Source organism: Streptococcus alactolyticus, from assembly GCF_042649785.1.
Lineage (GTDB): Bacteria > Bacillota > Bacilli > Lactobacillales > Streptococcaceae > Streptococcus > Streptococcus alactolyticus.
In genome coordinates this window covers 1-16892 of the sequence record NZ_JBHRZX010000025.1, presented here as the reverse complement: position 1 = coordinate 16892, position 16892 = coordinate 1, and the positions used below count along the sequence as shown (strand labels likewise).

Genomic DNA, 16892 nt, shown 5'->3' with positions numbered 1-16892 from the left:
TTGAACATAAAGAAAGAGAGGACGAAGTTCGTCCTCTCTAGGTGTTAGCTTTTCATCTACCCACTACAGTTGACAAAGAGCCGAAAGTAGCTAGAATGCTCTTTAGTCAACGTTTTTAAGTTATTGTCATTAATAAGTGATTTTCACTATTGCTTTTTTAGGGTTATTTATATCTCATAGAGTTGTCATGGGAGTACACTAGAGTTAATTGTCACCGTTTTTATAACGGCCTACATTCATCTTCATCATATTGCACCTCCGTGGGTTCTTTCAAATCAGAAGCCTCATTTTACATTGGACTCACTCCTACTAATGTTTGTTAATCCGAAAAGAGCGATTGACTCGTCGCCACTTTGGCTTAACTTGCTCTACTTTAAAACACCTAACATGAATTGCTTTCATATCTATCTTTTGTCTTATCAAACATGGAAGCAATATGATTAGAAGCCCTATCGATTACTATTGTTACTAGCGAAAAAGTCAACCGGTCGCTTTTTCCATCTAGCCGTATCTAATCGTCTGCTTCCAACACCATTTCTTCTAAAATATGGCACCACTCCCTTTAGAAATAACGTCGTTTTATGCCGTTATTGATCTCCATTCTTATAACGTCCTACATTAACCATCAACATAAGGCATCCCTCCAATGTACTTTGTTACAAGATTTCTCGTTTACGATTAGGGTGATTAATCACCATTTTTATAGCGTCCTAGATTAAACCTCATATAGTCCACCACCTTCATAAGGTTATCCCTGCCTACCTAAATCCAAGTTGGAGACTAATCTCCGTTTTTATACCGAGCAACATGATGTTTCAACATAAGAATCATTACCTCCTTATCTTGTTTTATCTGTCATCCTTCTTTACACTTTTATTGTAATGTAACCGATTACAATTGTCAAGAATTTTGCTGCTTTTTTTGTCTATTTTTTTCGATAAGTCGCTTTTGCTACTATCCGCCTAAAAACTTTGATACAATAAACGCATGATTGATTTAAAAGATTACGGTATTGAGATGTGGGAGGATGATACCATTTTGTCCTTTCGCCGCACTTTGTTGGCTTGGTACGACCAAGAAAAACGGGATTTGCCTTGGCGACGAACCAAGGACCCTTACGCGATTTGGGTGTCTGAAATCATGCTACAACAGACACAGGTCCGCACGGTTATTCCCTACTACAAGCGCTTTTTAGATTGGTTTCCCACCATTGAAAGTCTGGCAAACGCTCCTGAAGAAAAGCTCTTGAAGGCTTGGGAAGGACTGGGGTATTATTCTCGTGTCCGCAATATGCAAGCAGCTGCACAGGATATCATGACGCGATTTGGCGGGCAGTTTCCAGCCAACCACAAGGACATTCTTTCTTTGAAAGGAATTGGACCTTACACGTCTGGAGCTATTGCAAGTATTGCTTTTGGTCTGCCTGAACCAGCTGTGGATGGCAACGTGATGCGCGTGATGGCTAGGCTTTTTGAAATTAACTACGATATCGGTGACCCTAAAAATCGGAAGATTTTTCAAGCTGTGATGGAAAAACTCATTGACCCTGACCGTCCTGGGGACTTTAACCAAGCTTTGATGGATTTGGGAACCGACATTGAATCTGCCAAAAACCCACGACCACATGAATCACCAATTCGCTTTTTCTGTGCGGCTTACCTAAACGGTACCTATGACAAATACCCCATTAAATTGCCTAAGAAAAAGCCTAAACCGCTTGATTTGACTGCTTTTGTCATCCGAAATGCTGACGGGGAATTTCTCTTGGAAAAAAACACCGAGGAACGATTGCTAGGAGGCTTTTGGTCTTTTCCTATCTTGGAAATGCCTGACCAACAAACTGATAAAAAGGCAGACTTTGAGGAAGGTTACCACATACACCCAACTTGGAGTACGGCCACTTTCACGCCTGTTAAACATACCTTTAGCCACCAAAAGTGGACCGTCACATTGATTGAAGGCACCGTCGCTTCACCACAATTGACGAAAGGCAAAGAACTGCGCTGGGTGAAAAAAGACGCTTTGAGCGACTATCCCATGGCAACCCCACAGAAAAAATTATTAGAAAACTATTTGACGTCTAAAAAGACCCAATAAACACAAAAAACCTCAACGCCAAGCGTTGAGGTGCATTAGGAGATTTATGGGAGTTCTAGGCTAGGATACCTATCACTCATCAAACAATAACTTCAATCAGTGATTAAAGCCACTGCTATGAAAAAGAAAGTTTATTAGGAATGATTATAGTATAAGCGGTCTAGCTTAATGAAACCTAAACGTTTACTTATAGAAACCGTAAAGCAAACCAATGGAGATTTAAAGATAGTTAAAATACGCCAAATCAACTGTCAGGGCATTAGCCGTCACAAACTGGTGCTTGCCATTAAACTGAGCAAAATGGGTTGCCGCTTGAATGCGATAAAACTTGGCAAATTCCTGATAAAGCACAGCATCCATCTCACCCACATTTAAGAAATAAACGGTTTGGTTCATCTGTCCCAAACGGTCCAAACCTCTTTGGGTTTCAGCCTGTTCCAAGCGTCCGATAAACAACAAAAACGTTTCTTTCATATCCATTTTATTAAGCAATTCATGCAAGGTGATGAATTGGATATTGTCAGAAATGCCTTTTTTATCACGGCAGAAAAACCATCTGCCTGCTAATGTCAATAACCCTAAAACAAGAAAAGCCCTCATATCATACCTCCCACTTATTTATTCGTAAACGAAATGACTTGTGGGGTGGAAATGAGGGATTTTTTTGAATGAAACTACTTAATCCATGACTAGCATTGATTTAATGGCTTTGCGGTCACGCATATCTTGATAGGCTTGGTTGATATCATCTAGAAAATAAGTGTGGGTAAAGACACGGCCTGGATTGATATCCCCGTCAAGAACAGCCTTGAGAAGAATTTGCTTATCGTAGGTTGTCACAGAAGCTGAACCACCACCGATGATAATGTTTTGTGAAAAGGTTGAACCAAGTGGGCGATTATCGTAATGGGGCACACCCACAAAACCAACACGACCGCCGTTGTGGAGAACTCCCAGAGCTTGGTCAATAGCTGCTTCCGTACCAACACATTCTAGAGCAACATCCGCACCACCACCGAGAATGTCACGCACCTTGGCAATACCTTCTTCGCCACGTTCAGCAACGACAGCATTAGCACCTGAAGCCAAAGCCATTTGCTGACGGTCCTCATGTCGGCTCATCAAGATAATCTGAGAAGCCCCGCGCATTTTGGCCGCAATAACCGCACATTGACCAACGGCACCGTCACCGATAACAACGACCTTGTCGCCTGGCTTAACGTCAGCAACACGCGCAGCATGATAACCTGTTGGCATAACATCAGCCAAAGTAAGGAGTGATTTCATCATACCTTCTGAATAATCAGACGGTTGCCCAGGGATTTTAATCAAAGCCCAGTTAGCATAGTGGAAGCGAACATATTCTGATTGGAAACCAGAAGACCAGTTTGTATAGCCAGGGTGGTTATCACACGTTCCGTCAAAACCAGCACGGCAAGCATCACATTCCCCACAACCGTGAGTAAATGGCACGATGACAAAATCACCAGGTTGAACAGTGGTAATGGCAGGGCCAACTTCTTCGACAATACCAAGCGCTTCATGACCTGAATTGACCGAATGCGCTGCTTTTTTATCTCCATTGGCATAAGCCCAGAGGTCAGAACCACACACGCAAGCACGAACGACTTTGATAATGACATCATCATCGGCTTGTAATTGTGGTTTTGGTACCTCTTCAATAGTCATCAGACCAGCTTTTTCAAAAATGGCAGTTTTCATTGTAAATACAGGCTTTGCTTGCCATCAACATGATGACAAGTGAGCCCCTCCTTTCTTAATATTGATATTGGGACAAAACGCTCACTTATCCGCGTCCCAAACGAGTAAGCGCCAAAAGTGTGAAAACACTTTCTATTTGATTGACACCGTTATTATAATCCTTTGAGTGCACTCTAAATCAAGCCATATGAACAAAAAAGTCAGGAAAATCCCGACTTTTATGATTAGCTTAATTCTGCGACGATGTCTTTGATTTGTTCTTTGGTGTGAACCCCAGCTACTTGTTTAACCACTTTGCCATCTTTCTTGAATAACAAGGTTGGGATTGACATGATACCAAATTCTTGTGCGGTATTTGGGTTTTCGTCCACATCGATTTTAACGATTTTAAGAACATCTTCATCGATTTCTTCTGATAATTGGTCTAAAATTGGGGCTTGCATCAAGCATGGACCACACCAAGTTGCCCAAAAGTCCACTAGGACAAGCCCTTCGTTTGTTTCTGCTTCAAATGTTGCATCTGTCACGATATGTGCCATAATCTTACCGAGAACTGCCAAGACGTCAGTTCTTTTTTCCTTTTCTAATAGTCTATGTGCCTATTTTACGGGAAACTTTAGCGTTTGACAAGTAATTGCTACGTTTTCCGTGATATAATGCTATTATCATCTCAATTAAGGACAAACCATGAAAGATTACGCAGATTTTTACCAACGGCTAACGCAACCTATCCGAAAAAGACCCGCATCCATTCGCTGCTTACGCTTAAGCAATAGCCTCGTCACCAAGATAATGTACCTCATCTATCCTATCTTACTTATCTATCTTTGGTGGCAAGCTCCCAAGCGTCTAATGGCTTTTATCCTTATCCCAGCTATTGCTTTTGTGCTGGTGTCCGTCATTAGAAAACGCCTCAACGTCCCACGTCCCTACGAGGCATGGGCCATTACTCCTTTGATTGCTAAAAATACCAAGGGGCAATCTTTTCCAAGCCGTCACGTTTTTTCAGCGACCATTATCAGCATGGCTGTCTTACGACTGAATATCATCTTGGGCAGCATCTGCTTACTTCTGTCCCTCCTTTTAACTTTTTGTCGTGTGCTTGGGGGCGTCCACTATCCACGCGATGTCACGGCAGGTTTTCTCATCGGACTTGCTTGCGGGGCATTGCTCTTTCTTTTTTAATCATCACAAAATCTCCCTAGCGATGCCGTTAGAGAGATTTTTTTGTTTAACCTAAATTAGCAATGGTACAACCGCTACCGCCTGCGTTTTGCGGAGCGTATCCAAATGATTTCACGTGTTTGTTACGGCGAAGGTATTTGGTAACACCCTCACGGATAACACCCGTTCCGATACCGTGAATAATGTCCACCTGCGCCATATTATTAAGCAAGGCTTGGTCGATAAACTCATCCAATTCTTGCATGGCTTCTTCGTAACGTTTGCCTCGCAAATCCAATCTAGCACGCGGTCCTGTGCTTTTTTGGCTTTTCTTAACCACATTGACTTGTTTTTTCTTCGGTTTTTGAGCTTCCTCTTGGACTTTGACAAGGGTAAATTCGTCCTCTTTCAAAGTCATCTTAATCAAGCCAATCTGAGCTTCCCATTTGCCATCTTTGACTTTATTGGTCAAAGTACCCCGTTGTCCGTAAGCCGTCACGATGATATCATCACCCACGCGCGGCGCGCGTAATTTCTTGGCTTTCTTGAGAACCTTATTTTTAGACAAATCAACCTCAGGCGCCAATTTTTTCAGCTGGCTTTTGGCTTCGATGACTTCATGTGGTTTTAAGCGTGCTTTTTCATGCAGATTTTTGAGAATAGCTTCGCTTTCTGCCATCGCTTTGTCTACAATTTCCTGTGCTTTGACGCTGGCCTTTTCCAACTCCTTGTCCTTGGCGTGTGAAAATTCATTGTAAAGCTTCTTGACAGCACGGTTGAATTTGAGATTTTCTTGCTCCACTTCTTTGATGTGGTCCAGGCGTTTGCGGCTTTCACGCGTCTGAGCTTCCAAACGTTCGATGATGCGGTTAACATCGGTATCTGAATCCGTCAATCGCTCTGCTTCATTGACAATAATTTCTGCCAAACCAAGACGGCGAGCAATTTCAAAGGCGTTTGAACGTCCAGGAACCCCTTGCATGAAATGGTAGGTTGGACTGAGTGTGTCCGTATCAAATTCCATGCTTGCATTTTCAACAAAATCCGTTTCGATGCCGTAGGCTTTTAACTCTGGATAGTGGGTGGTTGCCATGGTTTTGACTTCCAACAAACGCAAGTGCTCCAAAATCGCCATGGCTAGGCTAGCCCCTTCTTGTGGGCCCGTACCAGCACCCAATTCATCGACCAAAACAAGGCTATCTTTATCAGCTTGGTCTAAAATACTAACGATATTGGTCATGTGGCTTGAAAAGGTTGACAAGCTCTGCTCGATAGATTGCTCATCACCAATATCTGCAAAAATTTCCTTGAAAATAGCAACCTTGCTGCCTTTATCGGCTAAAATCGGCAAACCTGATTGTGCCATCAATTGTGCCAAGCCCAAGGTTTTCAACATAACTGTCTTACCACCTGTATTGGGACCCGTGATGACTATAATCGTCAATTCCTGCATAAAATGAAGGTCATTGGCAACAGGATTGAGCAAGAGTGGGTGACGGGCTTGCAAGAGTTGAACGGTCTTATCGCTTGATAATTGTGGCACCACAGCGCGACGCTCTTGCATAAATAAGAATTTGGCGCGCACAAAGTCCAAATGCCCTAGCACCCAAGCATTGTTGCGAATGATTTGGGTATGCGGGCGAAGCATATTGGACAATTCGCGTAAAATACGTGCCATTTCGTGGCGTTCGTCAGCGCGCAATTGTGTGATTTCTTCGTTTAATTGCACCACAGCGCGTGGCTCAATATAAACTGTGCTTCCAGATGCTGAAATATCATGCACAACCCCAGAAATACGGTTGCGGTAGGTATTTTTCACAGGCAAAACCGCACGGCCATTACGGCTAGCAAGCAAGGTTTCTGTCAAATGGTCAGCTTGTTTTTTCAAAATATCTTGCAAAATCTGACGCACACGACTCTCACTGTGATTGATTTGACGACGAATCCTGTCCAATTCAGCACTGGCGAAGTTTTCAATAAACCCGCCATCGTTGATAGCCTGTAAACTTCCCTGTAAACTTGGAAGCAGTTCAAGCTTATCAAATAAGGTATTTAGAGCTGTCAACTCGACATTTTCCAAATCATTGTAAAAATGTTTGACCTCTGCAGACACTTGCAAGACCTTCTTGATATCGATGATTTCTGAAATGTTAACATCTGCTTCTAATTCCAGACGGCGCATGCTCTCAGAAACATCACGCAAACTGCCCATACCAAAGGAATGATGTTCAATGAAAATCTGCTCCATATCTGACATTTCATCAAAAGAACGCAAGATACGGTCAGCCTCTGTCATTGGTTCTAATTTGTGCAACTCCTCTTGCCCTTGCTCGGTTTGCAAGTAACCTTCGAAAAGTTGCTTGACTTTATCAAATTCTAACTGTTCTAAAATTCTTGTATTCATGCTTTCTTATCCTATAAAAATAAGGGCTAAAGCCCTTTGTTAATTCAAAACAAACCCTGCCCACAAATCTTTGATACTGTTGACAAATGGGTAAAAAGAGTCCACTAAAAATCGGACCAATCCACTGCCTGAGAGGGTATTTTGCACTAAACTCAATGGAACGGTTGCCAGCAAGGTCAAAACCAAGCTGAAAAACATCATCGTAACCAGCACCGAAAAGACACCGCTCACGACATTAGCACCAACATTGTCCCAACGATTAACAGGTGCCAAATGAACAAAGACACCCAGCAAACGAAAAGCCAGATAAACTAGACTGTAAATAGCGGTAAAGGCAGCCCCTGCATAATAAACTTGGTCCAAATCAAAGAGAGGCACATCCCGCCAAAACGCCATGGTCGCGCCTTGAACCGCATTGGCATAGGGAAGCCACAAGGTCAGCTTATCTGCCAAAGGTTGATAGAACTGCCCCGCAATAACAAGCGACAACACACTAGCCACAAGGTAGTAGGTTTGCAGAACAATTCCGCGCGCATACCCAATGTAAAACTGCCAAATAAAAACGATTAGAAGAATAGCAGATATCATACTTAATCCTCGTTAGCGTCTGATTTACTGGCTTTCTCCTTGACGTCAACAATCGTTTCCGAGCGAAGCGCCATTAACTCTTTCTCCATTTTTTCAACTTCTATTTCACGGCTAAGCTGAGTTGAAAGGGAATTGATAGCCATTAAAATAGCAACCATTTCATCATCAGCTTGGGGTAATTTTTCTTTAATAGCGGCGTATTTTTCTTTTGCAACTCTTTCGACTTCTTCCATAAAGAGATTATCTTTATCTGTCGTCAAGGTAATTGTCTTTTCTCCAAAAACAAACTTATACCGATTTTTACTTTTCATATAGTCACCTCCTTGACATTATACCGTAAAATAGCCATTTCGTAAAATACTAGGAGAAAAAACAAGACTTTGGCTATCTATTTGAGCATAGCCTTTGGTTTTATGATAAAATGGGACTATGAGTACAGTTGTTATAACTTTAAAAGGGGCAGCTTTGCAGAAACTTATAAAAACATTTAATAGCCAGCAAGTTGCCAGTAAAAATCCCTATATCACATTTGCAGCCAAAGTAGATAAGGTGATGATTTCAGTTTACACGTCAGGAAAGGTCGTCTTTCAAGGTGAAAAAGCTGAGGAAGTCGCTAAATATTTTGGCTATCAAGCGCCTGACGCATCCATCCAAACAGCACCCGCAGGGCAAAAACTAGCCCTCATCGGGTCAGATGAGGTGGGCAACGGTTCTTACTTTGGGGGCTTGGCAGTTGTGGCTAGTTTTGTCACTCCTGACAAACACGCCCTGCTTAGAAAACTAGGAGTGGATGACTCCAAACGATTGACCGATGCCAATATTCGCAAAATCGCTCCTATTCTCAAGCAAGAAATTCCCCACCGCGCTCTCCTCCTATCTCCTAAAAAATACAATCAGGTCGTGGGAGCTGGCAAACAGTACAATGCTGTTTCTGTCAAGGTAGCTTTACACAATCAAGCTATTTATTTACTACTAAAAGATGGCTTCAAACCGCAAAAAATCGTCATCGATGCTTTTACCAGCCAACAAAACTATCAAAAATATGTCAAGCAAGAAGTCAACCAATTTGACAACCCCTTGACACTAGAAGAAAAGGCTGAAGGCGAGTATTTGGCGGTGGCGGTCAGCTCGATTATTGCAAGAGATTTATTTTTGGACTATTTAGACCAGCTCAGCCAAAAAATCGGCTATCCCTTGCCAAGTGGGGCAGGGCAAAAGTCCGACTTTATTGCCAGTCAGATTTTAAAAACGCATGGAATGGCTGGTTTAGCAGAAACAGCTAAACTGCATTTTGCAAATACAAAAAAAGCTCAAGAGCTATTACGGAAAGGAAATTGAGGAAGCATTATGAAATTTCTTAAAGAATGGGGACCTTTTATCCTCTTTGTTTTGGTGCTAGGTCTTAGTCGCTTATTCCTTTGGCAGCCTGTCAAAGTCGATGGGCACTCAATGGACCCAACCTTAGCAGATGGAGAACGCTTGATTGTCCTTGACCACACGAAAATCAACCGTTTTGATATTGTTGTGGCTAAGGAAACTGAGGACGGACAAACCAAGGAAATCGTTAAACGTGTCATCGGGATGCCTGGTGATACGATCACTTACAATGATGACACGCTTTACATCAACGGTAAAGAAGTCGATGAAAAATACCTTGATGAGTACAAACAAGCCCTTGATGACGACCAACTCCAAGACATTTATGCCTATAATTCGCTCTTCCAAGAGTTGGCTGAGAAAGCAGACGCCTTTACTACGGATAGCGATGGCAATACTGAATTTACCGTTAAAGTGCCAAAAGGCGAGTACTATCTCATGGGAGATGACCGCATCGTATCGAAAGACAGCCGTGAAGTCGGAACTTTTCCGAAATCATCCATTGTTGGCGAAGTCAAATTCCGCTTCTGGCCACTTTCAAAAATCGGATTTATTGAATAAACGCACAAGGCTAGAAAAAACTCTAGCCTTGTTTTTGTTTTTCCTTTAACAAAGAAATGGTATAATAAAGCCATTCTGAACAAGCAAATGACACTAAAACAAAAATAATGAGGACAGACTTTTCATGGAATACTTTTTTTCTGGCACGGTTGAGCGAGTCATTTTCGAAAATGCTAGCAACTTTTTTAGGATTGTCTTGATGAGTATCGAGGATACCGATGCGGATTTTGATGAACCTGAGATTATCGTGACGGGGACGATGGCTGATATTGCTGAAGGCGAGGACTACACCTTTTGGGGCGAGTTAACCCAGCACCCAAAATACGGGGAGCAACTAAAGGCCTCACGTTACGAGCGTGCCAAACCCACTTCTTCTGGCTTGATCAAATACTTCTCAAGTGCCCAATTTAAAGGCATTGGCCGAAAAACGGCTGAGAAGATTGTGCAACTTTACGGTGACAATACCATTGATCATATCTTGGACGACCCTAGCCGATTAGACAACATTGCTGGTTTGTCCAAGGAAACCAAGGACCGTTTTTTAGCTCGTCTAAAACTGCATTATGGAACAGAGCAGATTTTAGCCAAACTGGCCGAATACGGCTTAACCAATCGTGTTGCCGTTGATATTTTCAATCATTATAAAGAAGACAGTTTGGAAATTATCCAAGAAAATCCCTACCAACTGGTTGAGGATATTCAAGGAGTTGGTTTTAAGATTGCAGACCAACTGGCAGAAGAATTGGGCATTGAGGCAAACGCACCACAACGTTTTCGAGCAGCACTTGTGCACACCCTTTTTGAAACTTCTATGGAACGAGGCGACACCTATGTGGAAGCACGAGATTTGTTAGAGCAAGCCATTACCACTCTCGAAGAAGCACGCCCTGTCGAATTGGACCCCGCAGCTGTCGCTCAAGAATTGTCAACACTCATCACAGAAGACAAGGTGCAAAACATTAGCACCAAGATTTTTGACAGTAGCCTTTTTTATGCCGAAGCTGGTATTAAAAAGCATCTGACACGTATCCTTGACACCCCTTTGGAAAATGCTTTTTCGGACGATGACATTCAAGAAGAAATCGCAGCTGTTGAGGAAGATTTTGCTATTTCTTATGACCAAGTCCAACGCAAGGCTATTCAAGAAGCTTTGCAAAGCAAGGTATTTATCTTGACAGGTGGGCCAGGGACTGGAAAAACCACGGTTATCAACGGCTTGATTGCTGCTTATGCGCAGCTCCACCGCATTGACCTCAATAAAACAGACATTCCTATTATCTTAGCAGCACCGACAGGACGAGCCGCACGACGAATGAATGAATTAACCGGCCTCCCCAGTGCAACCATTCACCGTCACTTAGGTTTAAATGGTGACAACGACTACCAAGCCATGGACGATTATTTGGATTGTGATTTGATTATCATTGACGAATTTTCTATGGTGGACACTTGGCTAGCTAATCAACTCTTTAGTGTCATTGCTTCAACAACTCAGGTCATTATCGTTGGGGATAGCGACCAGCTACCGTCTGTTGGTCCAGGACAAGTGCTTTCTGACTTGTTAAAAATTGACACACTCCCCCAACTTGCCCTCACCAAAATCTTTAGACAATCTGAGGATTCGACCATTGTCACGCTTGCTAACCAAATGCGACAAGGCCAATTGCCTGCCGATTTCACACAAAAAAAGCCTGACCGCTCTTATTTTGAAGCCAGTGCTACCTACATTCCTAATATGATTGCCAAGATTGTCCAATCTGCTGTTAAAAGTGGTATCAACCCGCAGGAAATTCAGATTTTAGCACCCATGTACCGTGGTGCCGCAGGGATTAACCGTCTCAACACCATTATCCAAGACTTGCTCAATCCCTTGGACAATCAGCAAGATTTTGCGTTTGGTGAGATGAGTTTTCGTAAAGGAGATAAAATTCTCCACCTTATTAACGATGCCGAGCTAAATGTCTTTAATGGCGACATCGGCTACATCACAGATTTAATTCCCGCCAAATACACCGAATCCAAGCAAGACGAACTCTATTTGTCCTTTGACGGTAATGAGGTCATTTACCCTCGCAACGAATGGCACAAAATCACCCTTGCCTACGCCATGTCTATCCACAAATCGCAAGGGAGTGAATTTCAGGTGGTTATTTTGCCAATTACACATCAAAGTCGCCGCCTCCTACAACGCAACCTCATCTACACCGCCATTACACGTTCCAAGAGTAAATTGGTGATGCTAGGAGAACTTGCCGCCTTTGATTATGCCATCAAAAATGAAGGTGATAAGCGCAAAACTTATCTTGTGCAGCGTTTTAGCAACGATAATCTAGCGCAAGAAACAGCTGAAAAACAGGTAGAAACACCACAAGAAACAGCTACACCCGAAAATCAAAATTACCAAAATGTCGCTGTTCCCGCAGACACCGCTGTCGAAGAACAGATTCAGTTAACCTTGGACATTGACAACCAAGTGGAGCAAGAAACTCAAGCCTATCGCCTGACAGAGGAAAATATCCCTTTCATCGACCCCATGATTGGCTTGACAACAGCCGACATCGAACGTTTTTTCAAATCCTAACACTAACCCCCAGACCTACTTTCGGCTGGGGGTTATCTCATGAACTCTCATGACTTGGCAGAAGGCTATTTACAACGCTTCAATTTATGGTATAATAATTTGTATTATGACATTAGTATAATTTGATATTTTGGCGGTTTGGTATGGTTTCTTATGAAAAATTACGTCAGTCCTTGCGTTCTTGGACATTGTTCATCGCTTGGATAAATGTACTCGCCGCTATCGGCAAGATTTCAGGTATTGTCAGCTACTTTGCCATCAGCAATAATTTAGATGAACTAAAGAAAACTGTGGATACTGAGGTTTATCAAACCCTGGTCGCTGCAAGTAATATTTGGTATCCCATTATCTACATCGTTGCTTTGGTGACTAACGTTGTTGTGGCTTATCTGGCTTTTAGGAACCTTGCCAAAATCAAAGAAAACGTACCTAGCTTGATGCCTTACCGTATTGCCTTGGGCTACACTGTTGTCTATAACGTTGCTATTATCATCTTAGCAGTTGCCTTGGGGGATTCACTTAGCATCACACTCTTTTTATTTCCTATTATCTTCTTGGTGCTTTATGGCTATGTTTACAACAAAGCTATCCAACTCTTGTACCGCGACGACGCAGTTGAAGTCAACTAAGTACATCACACCATTAGAAAAGCCACTGCTATTAAGTGGCTTTTTTCTATTTAAAGATGGAGGGCAATGGACTCGCTTGTATTTTCTAGTTGAGTTGCCGTGACACCTAAAAGACGTATGCCTTTTGAAGACTCTTCCAGCTGGTCAAAAATAGCTTGAGCCATTTGACTAATCGTTTTGGCATCATCTGTCGCCACGTCCAGCGTCATGCGTTTGGTCAAGGTCGAAAAATCTGAATAACGCACTTTTAAGACAATCACGCGCCCCAATTTTTGATTTTTCTTGAGGTTGTCAGACACGCGCTGCGCATTTTTGGCAATCTCTGAGCGAATACTGGCTTCATCATACAACAATTTGCCATAGGTTTTCTCACTCCCAACCGATTTGCGAATGCGATTGGGTTGCACAGGTGCATTGGAAATGCCTCTTGCTTTTCGATACAAATCGTAGCCAAAACGCCCAAAAAGGTCAATCAAGGTCATCTCAGACAAGCCCAGCAAATCCTCGCCCGTGTAAACGCCCATGTGATGGAGCTTATCCACCGAACGCTTCCCCACACCATGAAATTTTTCAATAGGCAACTGTTTTAGAAAATCTTGAGCATCTTCTGGCAAAATCAAGGTCAATCCCCTTGGTTTTTCAAAATCCGATGCCAATTTAGCCAAGAATTTATTATAAGACACCCCAGCCGAACACGTTAAACCAAGCTCTTGCCAAATGTCATACTGAATCATTTTAGCAATCTTAACCGCTGACTTGATGTTCAGTCTATTATGCGTCACATCCAGATAAGCCTCATCAATCGACATAGGCTCTACCAAATCCGTGTAACGCTTAAAAATAGCCCGAATCTGCAGCCCAATTTGACGGTATTTGTGATGATTACCAGAAATAAAAATGGCTTGCGGGCAACGCTCGTAAGCTTCTTTTGAGGACATGGCAGAATGCACGCCAAACGTTCTAGCCTCGTAATTACAAGTTGACACGACCCCACGACCGCCTGTTTTCCTAGGGTCTGCCCCAATAATGACAGGGTGCCCCTTCAAATTAGGATTATCACGCTCCTCCACCGAAGCAAAAAAAGCGTCCATATCAACATGAATAATTTTTCGAGAGGTGTCATTGATTAAAGGGAAAATCAGCATTAAGGTATCCTTTCTCCATTTATTATACCAATTTTTAGGTTTTTTCGGTTATTTTAGCTTTTTTAGTACAGTTTATTCGTATTATTCAACTGTACTAGTAAAGATTCTCACATAATTCGCTGATATCCCCTTTGGAAAACGCTTACCATATGTTAAACTATATTTGTAAATGTAACAGATGACTTGTTACTAGAATTTAAGGAGATCTCTTATTATGGCGACTGTTAAGACTACTACAGATGTTTTTGAAAAAGCTTGGGAAGGCTTTAAAGGTACTGACTGGAAAGAAAAAGCTAGTATTTCTCGTTTCGTACAAGCCAACTATACCCCATATGATGGTGACGAAAGTTTCTTGGCACCTGCGACTGAACGTTCACTCAAAGTGAAAAAAATCGTTGAAGAAACAAAAGCACATTACGAAGAAACGCGTTTCCCAATGGATACACGTCCAACATCAATCGCTGATATCCCTGCTGGATACATCTCAAAAGAAGATGAGTTGATTTACGGTATTCAAAACGACGAGTTGTTCAAATTGAACTTCATGCCTAAAGGCGGTATCCGCATGGCAGAAACAGCTCTTAAAGAACACGGTTATGAACCAGACCCAGCTGTTCATGAAATTTTCACAAAACACGTGACAACTGTAAACGATGGTATCTTCCGTGCTTACACATCTAATATCCGCCGTGCCCGTCACGCCCACACTGTAACTGGACTTCCTGATGCATACTCTCGTGGTCGTATCATCGGTGTTTACGCACGTCTTGCCCTCTACGGAGCAGACTACTTGATGAAAGAAAAAGCAAACGACTGGAACGCGATTACAGAAATTGATGAAGAATCAATTCGCCTTCGTGAAGAAGTTAACTTGCAATACCAAGCCCTTGGTGAAGTCATTAAATTGGGTGACCTTTACGGTGTCGATGTTCGCCGACCTGCGATGAACGTCAAAGAAGCTATCCAATGGACAAACATTGCTTTCATGGCTGTTTGTCGTGTGATTAACGGTGCGGCTACTTCTCTTGGACGTGTGCCCATCGTTCTTGATATTTACGCAGAACGTGACCTTGCTCGTGGTACATTTACAGAATCTGAAATCCAAGAATTTGTTGATGATTTCGTATTGAAACTTCGTACCGTAAAATTTGCTCGTACCAAAGCTTATGACGAACTTTACTCTGGTGACCCAACATTCATCACAACTTCTATGGCTGGTATGGGTGCTGACGGACGCCACCGTGTTACAAAAATGGACTACCGTTTCTTGAACACTCTTGATAACATCGGTAACGCTCCAGAACCAAACTTGACTGTTCTTTGGACAGATAAATTGCCATACGCTTTCCGTCGCTACTGCATGAAGATGTCACACAAACACTCTTCTATCCAATACGAAGGTGTGACAACAATGGCAAAAGACGGATATGGTGAAATGTCATGTATCTCATGCTGTGTGTCACCACTTGACCCAGAAAACGAAGAACAACGCCACAACATCCAATACTTCGGCGCACGTGTAAACGTCCTTAAAGCCCTTCTTACTGGTCTAAACGGCGGTTACGACGATGTTCACAAAGATTACAAAGTCTTTGATATCGAACCAGTTCGCGACGATGTGCTTGATTTTGACACTGTCAAAGCCAACTTTGAAAAATCACTTGACTGGTTGACAGATACTTACGTAGATGCCCTTAACATCATTCACTACATGACTGATAAATACAACTACGAAGCTGTTCAAATGGCATTCTTGCCAACAAAACAACGTGCTAACATGGGATTCGGTATCTGTGGTTTCGCTAATACTGTCGATACCTTGTCAGCTATCAAATACGCAACAGTTAAACCAATCCGTGACGAAGATGGCTACATCTACGACTACGAAACTATCGGAGATTACCCTCGTTGGGGTGAAGATGACCCTCGTTCAAACGAATTGGCTGAATGGTTGATTGAAGCTTACACAACTCGTCTTCGTAACCACAAACTTTACAAAGACGCTGAAGCAACTGTATCACTTCTTACCATCACATCAAACGTTGCTTACTCTAAACAAACAGGTAACTCACCAGTTCACAAAGGAGTTTACTTGAACGAAGATGGTAGCGTGAACCTTTCTAAATTGGAATTCTTCTCACCAGGTGCTAACCCATCTAACAAAGCTCGCGGTGGTTGGTTGCAAAACCTTAACTCATTGGCAAGCCTTGACTTCTCATATGCTGCCGATGGTATCTCATTGACAACCCAAGTATCACCACGTGCTCTTGGTAAGACCTTCGATGAACAAGTGGATAACCTTGTGACTATCCTTGATGGTTACTTTGAAAACGGTGGTCAACACGTTAACTTGAACGTTATGGACCTTAAAGACGTTTACGATAAGATCATGAGTGGCGAAGACGTTATCGTTCGTATCTCTGGTTACTGTGTCAACACAAAATACCTCACAAAAGAACAAAAAACAGAATTGACTCAACGTGTCTTCCACGAAGTACTTTCAATGGACGATGTCGCTGAAACTCTTTCTCAAAACTAATATGTAAAAAAGGGCTCATTGTCAACTGTAGTGGGTTGATGCCAGCTAACATCTAGAGAGAACCAAATTGGTTTTCTCTTTTTTG

General features: G+C 42.4%; 14 protein-coding genes. 7 read left to right on the top strand and 7 right to left on the bottom strand.

The window, feature by feature from the left end; translation table 11 throughout:
* The first annotated feature begins 987 nt into the window (after positions 1-987).
* Positions 988-2097, top strand: coding sequence for an A/G-specific adenine glycosylase (gene mutY / locus ACFORE_RS05860; RefSeq protein WP_154455394.1), 1110 nt, complete (start codon positions 988-990; stop codon positions 2095-2097).
* A 219-nt stretch (positions 2098-2316) separates the two neighbouring features.
* Here the strand turns inward: mutY and ACFORE_RS05855 are convergent, their stop codons facing one another.
* The 3 genes from ACFORE_RS05855 to trxA form a co-directional block, all read right to left on the bottom strand.
* Positions 2317-2697: a hypothetical protein gene (locus ACFORE_RS05855; protein ID WP_154455393.1), complete on the bottom strand. Its 381-nt coding sequence runs from the start codon at positions 2695-2697 to the stop codon at positions 2317-2319.
* A 78-nt stretch (positions 2698-2775) separates the two neighbouring features.
* On the bottom strand, positions 2776-3819 hold the full coding sequence (locus tag ACFORE_RS05850) for an alcohol dehydrogenase catalytic domain-containing protein (RefSeq protein WP_154455392.1): 1044 nt from the start codon (positions 3817-3819) through the stop codon (positions 2776-2778).
* Positions 3820-4043: 224 nt separating this feature from the next.
* Positions 4044-4358, bottom strand: a complete 315-nt coding sequence (gene trxA / locus ACFORE_RS05845; protein ID WP_154455395.1) for a thioredoxin — start codon at positions 4356-4358, stop codon at positions 4044-4046.
* 148 nt (positions 4359-4506) lie between these two features.
* On the opposite strand from trxA, the gene ACFORE_RS05840 reads away from it, so the two are divergent.
* The gene (locus tag ACFORE_RS05840) at positions 4507-5004 is read left to right on the top strand and encodes a phosphatase PAP2 family protein (protein WP_154455391.1); all 498 of its coding nucleotides are present in this window, start codon (positions 4507-4509) and stop codon (positions 5002-5004) included.
* Positions 5005-5050: 46 nt separating this feature from the next.
* On the opposite strand, the gene ACFORE_RS05835 is transcribed toward ACFORE_RS05840, so the two are convergent.
* Genes ACFORE_RS05835 through ACFORE_RS05825 form a run of 3 tightly spaced genes read right to left on the bottom strand, consistent with a single transcriptional unit; the run spans position 5051 to position 8286 of the window.
* On the bottom strand, positions 5051-7387 hold the full coding sequence (locus tag ACFORE_RS05835; RefSeq protein ID WP_380435047.1) for an endonuclease MutS2: 2337 nt from the start codon (positions 7385-7387) through the stop codon (positions 5051-5053).
* A gap of 39 nt (positions 7388-7426) precedes the next feature.
* Positions 7427-7975, bottom strand: coding sequence for a CvpA family protein (locus ACFORE_RS05830; protein WP_235280948.1), 549 nt, complete (start codon positions 7973-7975; stop codon positions 7427-7429).
* Positions 7976-7977: 2 nt separating this feature from the next.
* Positions 7978-8286, bottom strand: a complete 309-nt coding sequence (locus ACFORE_RS05825; RefSeq protein WP_154455388.1) for a hypothetical protein — start codon at positions 8284-8286, stop codon at positions 7978-7980.
* Between the two features lie 118 nt (positions 8287-8404).
* Between ACFORE_RS05825 and rnhC the strand changes: the two genes are divergently transcribed.
* The 4 genes from rnhC to ACFORE_RS05805 all read left to right on the top strand — a co-directional run bounded on the left by rnhC (position 8405) and on the right by ACFORE_RS05805 (position 13123).
* Positions 8405-9313 (top strand): ribonuclease HIII, encoded by a 909-nt coding sequence (gene rnhC, locus ACFORE_RS05820; protein ID WP_154455387.1) that lies wholly within the window; start codon positions 8405-8407, stop codon positions 9311-9313.
* A 6-nt stretch (positions 9314-9319) separates the two neighbouring features.
* The gene (lepB, locus tag ACFORE_RS05815; RefSeq protein ID WP_167829322.1) at positions 9320-9913 is read left to right on the top strand and encodes a signal peptidase I; all 594 of its coding nucleotides are present in this window, start codon (positions 9320-9322) and stop codon (positions 9911-9913) included.
* 124 nt (positions 9914-10037) lie between these two features.
* Positions 10038-12494 carry an SF1B family DNA helicase RecD2 gene (gene recD2, locus ACFORE_RS05810; protein ID WP_154455385.1) on the top strand — a complete coding sequence of 819 codons (2457 nt, stop codon included), beginning with the start codon at positions 10038-10040 and terminating at the stop codon, positions 12492-12494.
* A gap of 143 nt (positions 12495-12637) precedes the next feature.
* On the top strand, positions 12638-13123 hold the full coding sequence (locus ACFORE_RS05805) for a hypothetical protein (RefSeq protein WP_154455384.1): 486 nt from the start codon (positions 12638-12640) through the stop codon (positions 13121-13123).
* 50 nt (positions 13124-13173) lie between these two features.
* On the opposite strand, the gene dinB is transcribed toward ACFORE_RS05805, so the two are convergent.
* Complete coding sequence (gene dinB, locus ACFORE_RS05800) at positions 13174-14268, bottom strand: DNA polymerase IV (protein ID WP_168260355.1); 1095 nt, start codon at positions 14266-14268, stop codon at positions 13174-13176.
* A gap of 214 nt (positions 14269-14482) precedes the next feature.
* Here dinB and pflB point away from each other — a divergent pair, with 214 nt between their 5' ends.
* Complete coding sequence (gene pflB / locus ACFORE_RS05795; protein WP_154455382.1) at positions 14483-16807, top strand: formate C-acetyltransferase; 2325 nt, start codon at positions 14483-14485, stop codon at positions 16805-16807.
* The last annotated feature ends 85 nt before the right edge of the window (positions 16808-16892 follow it).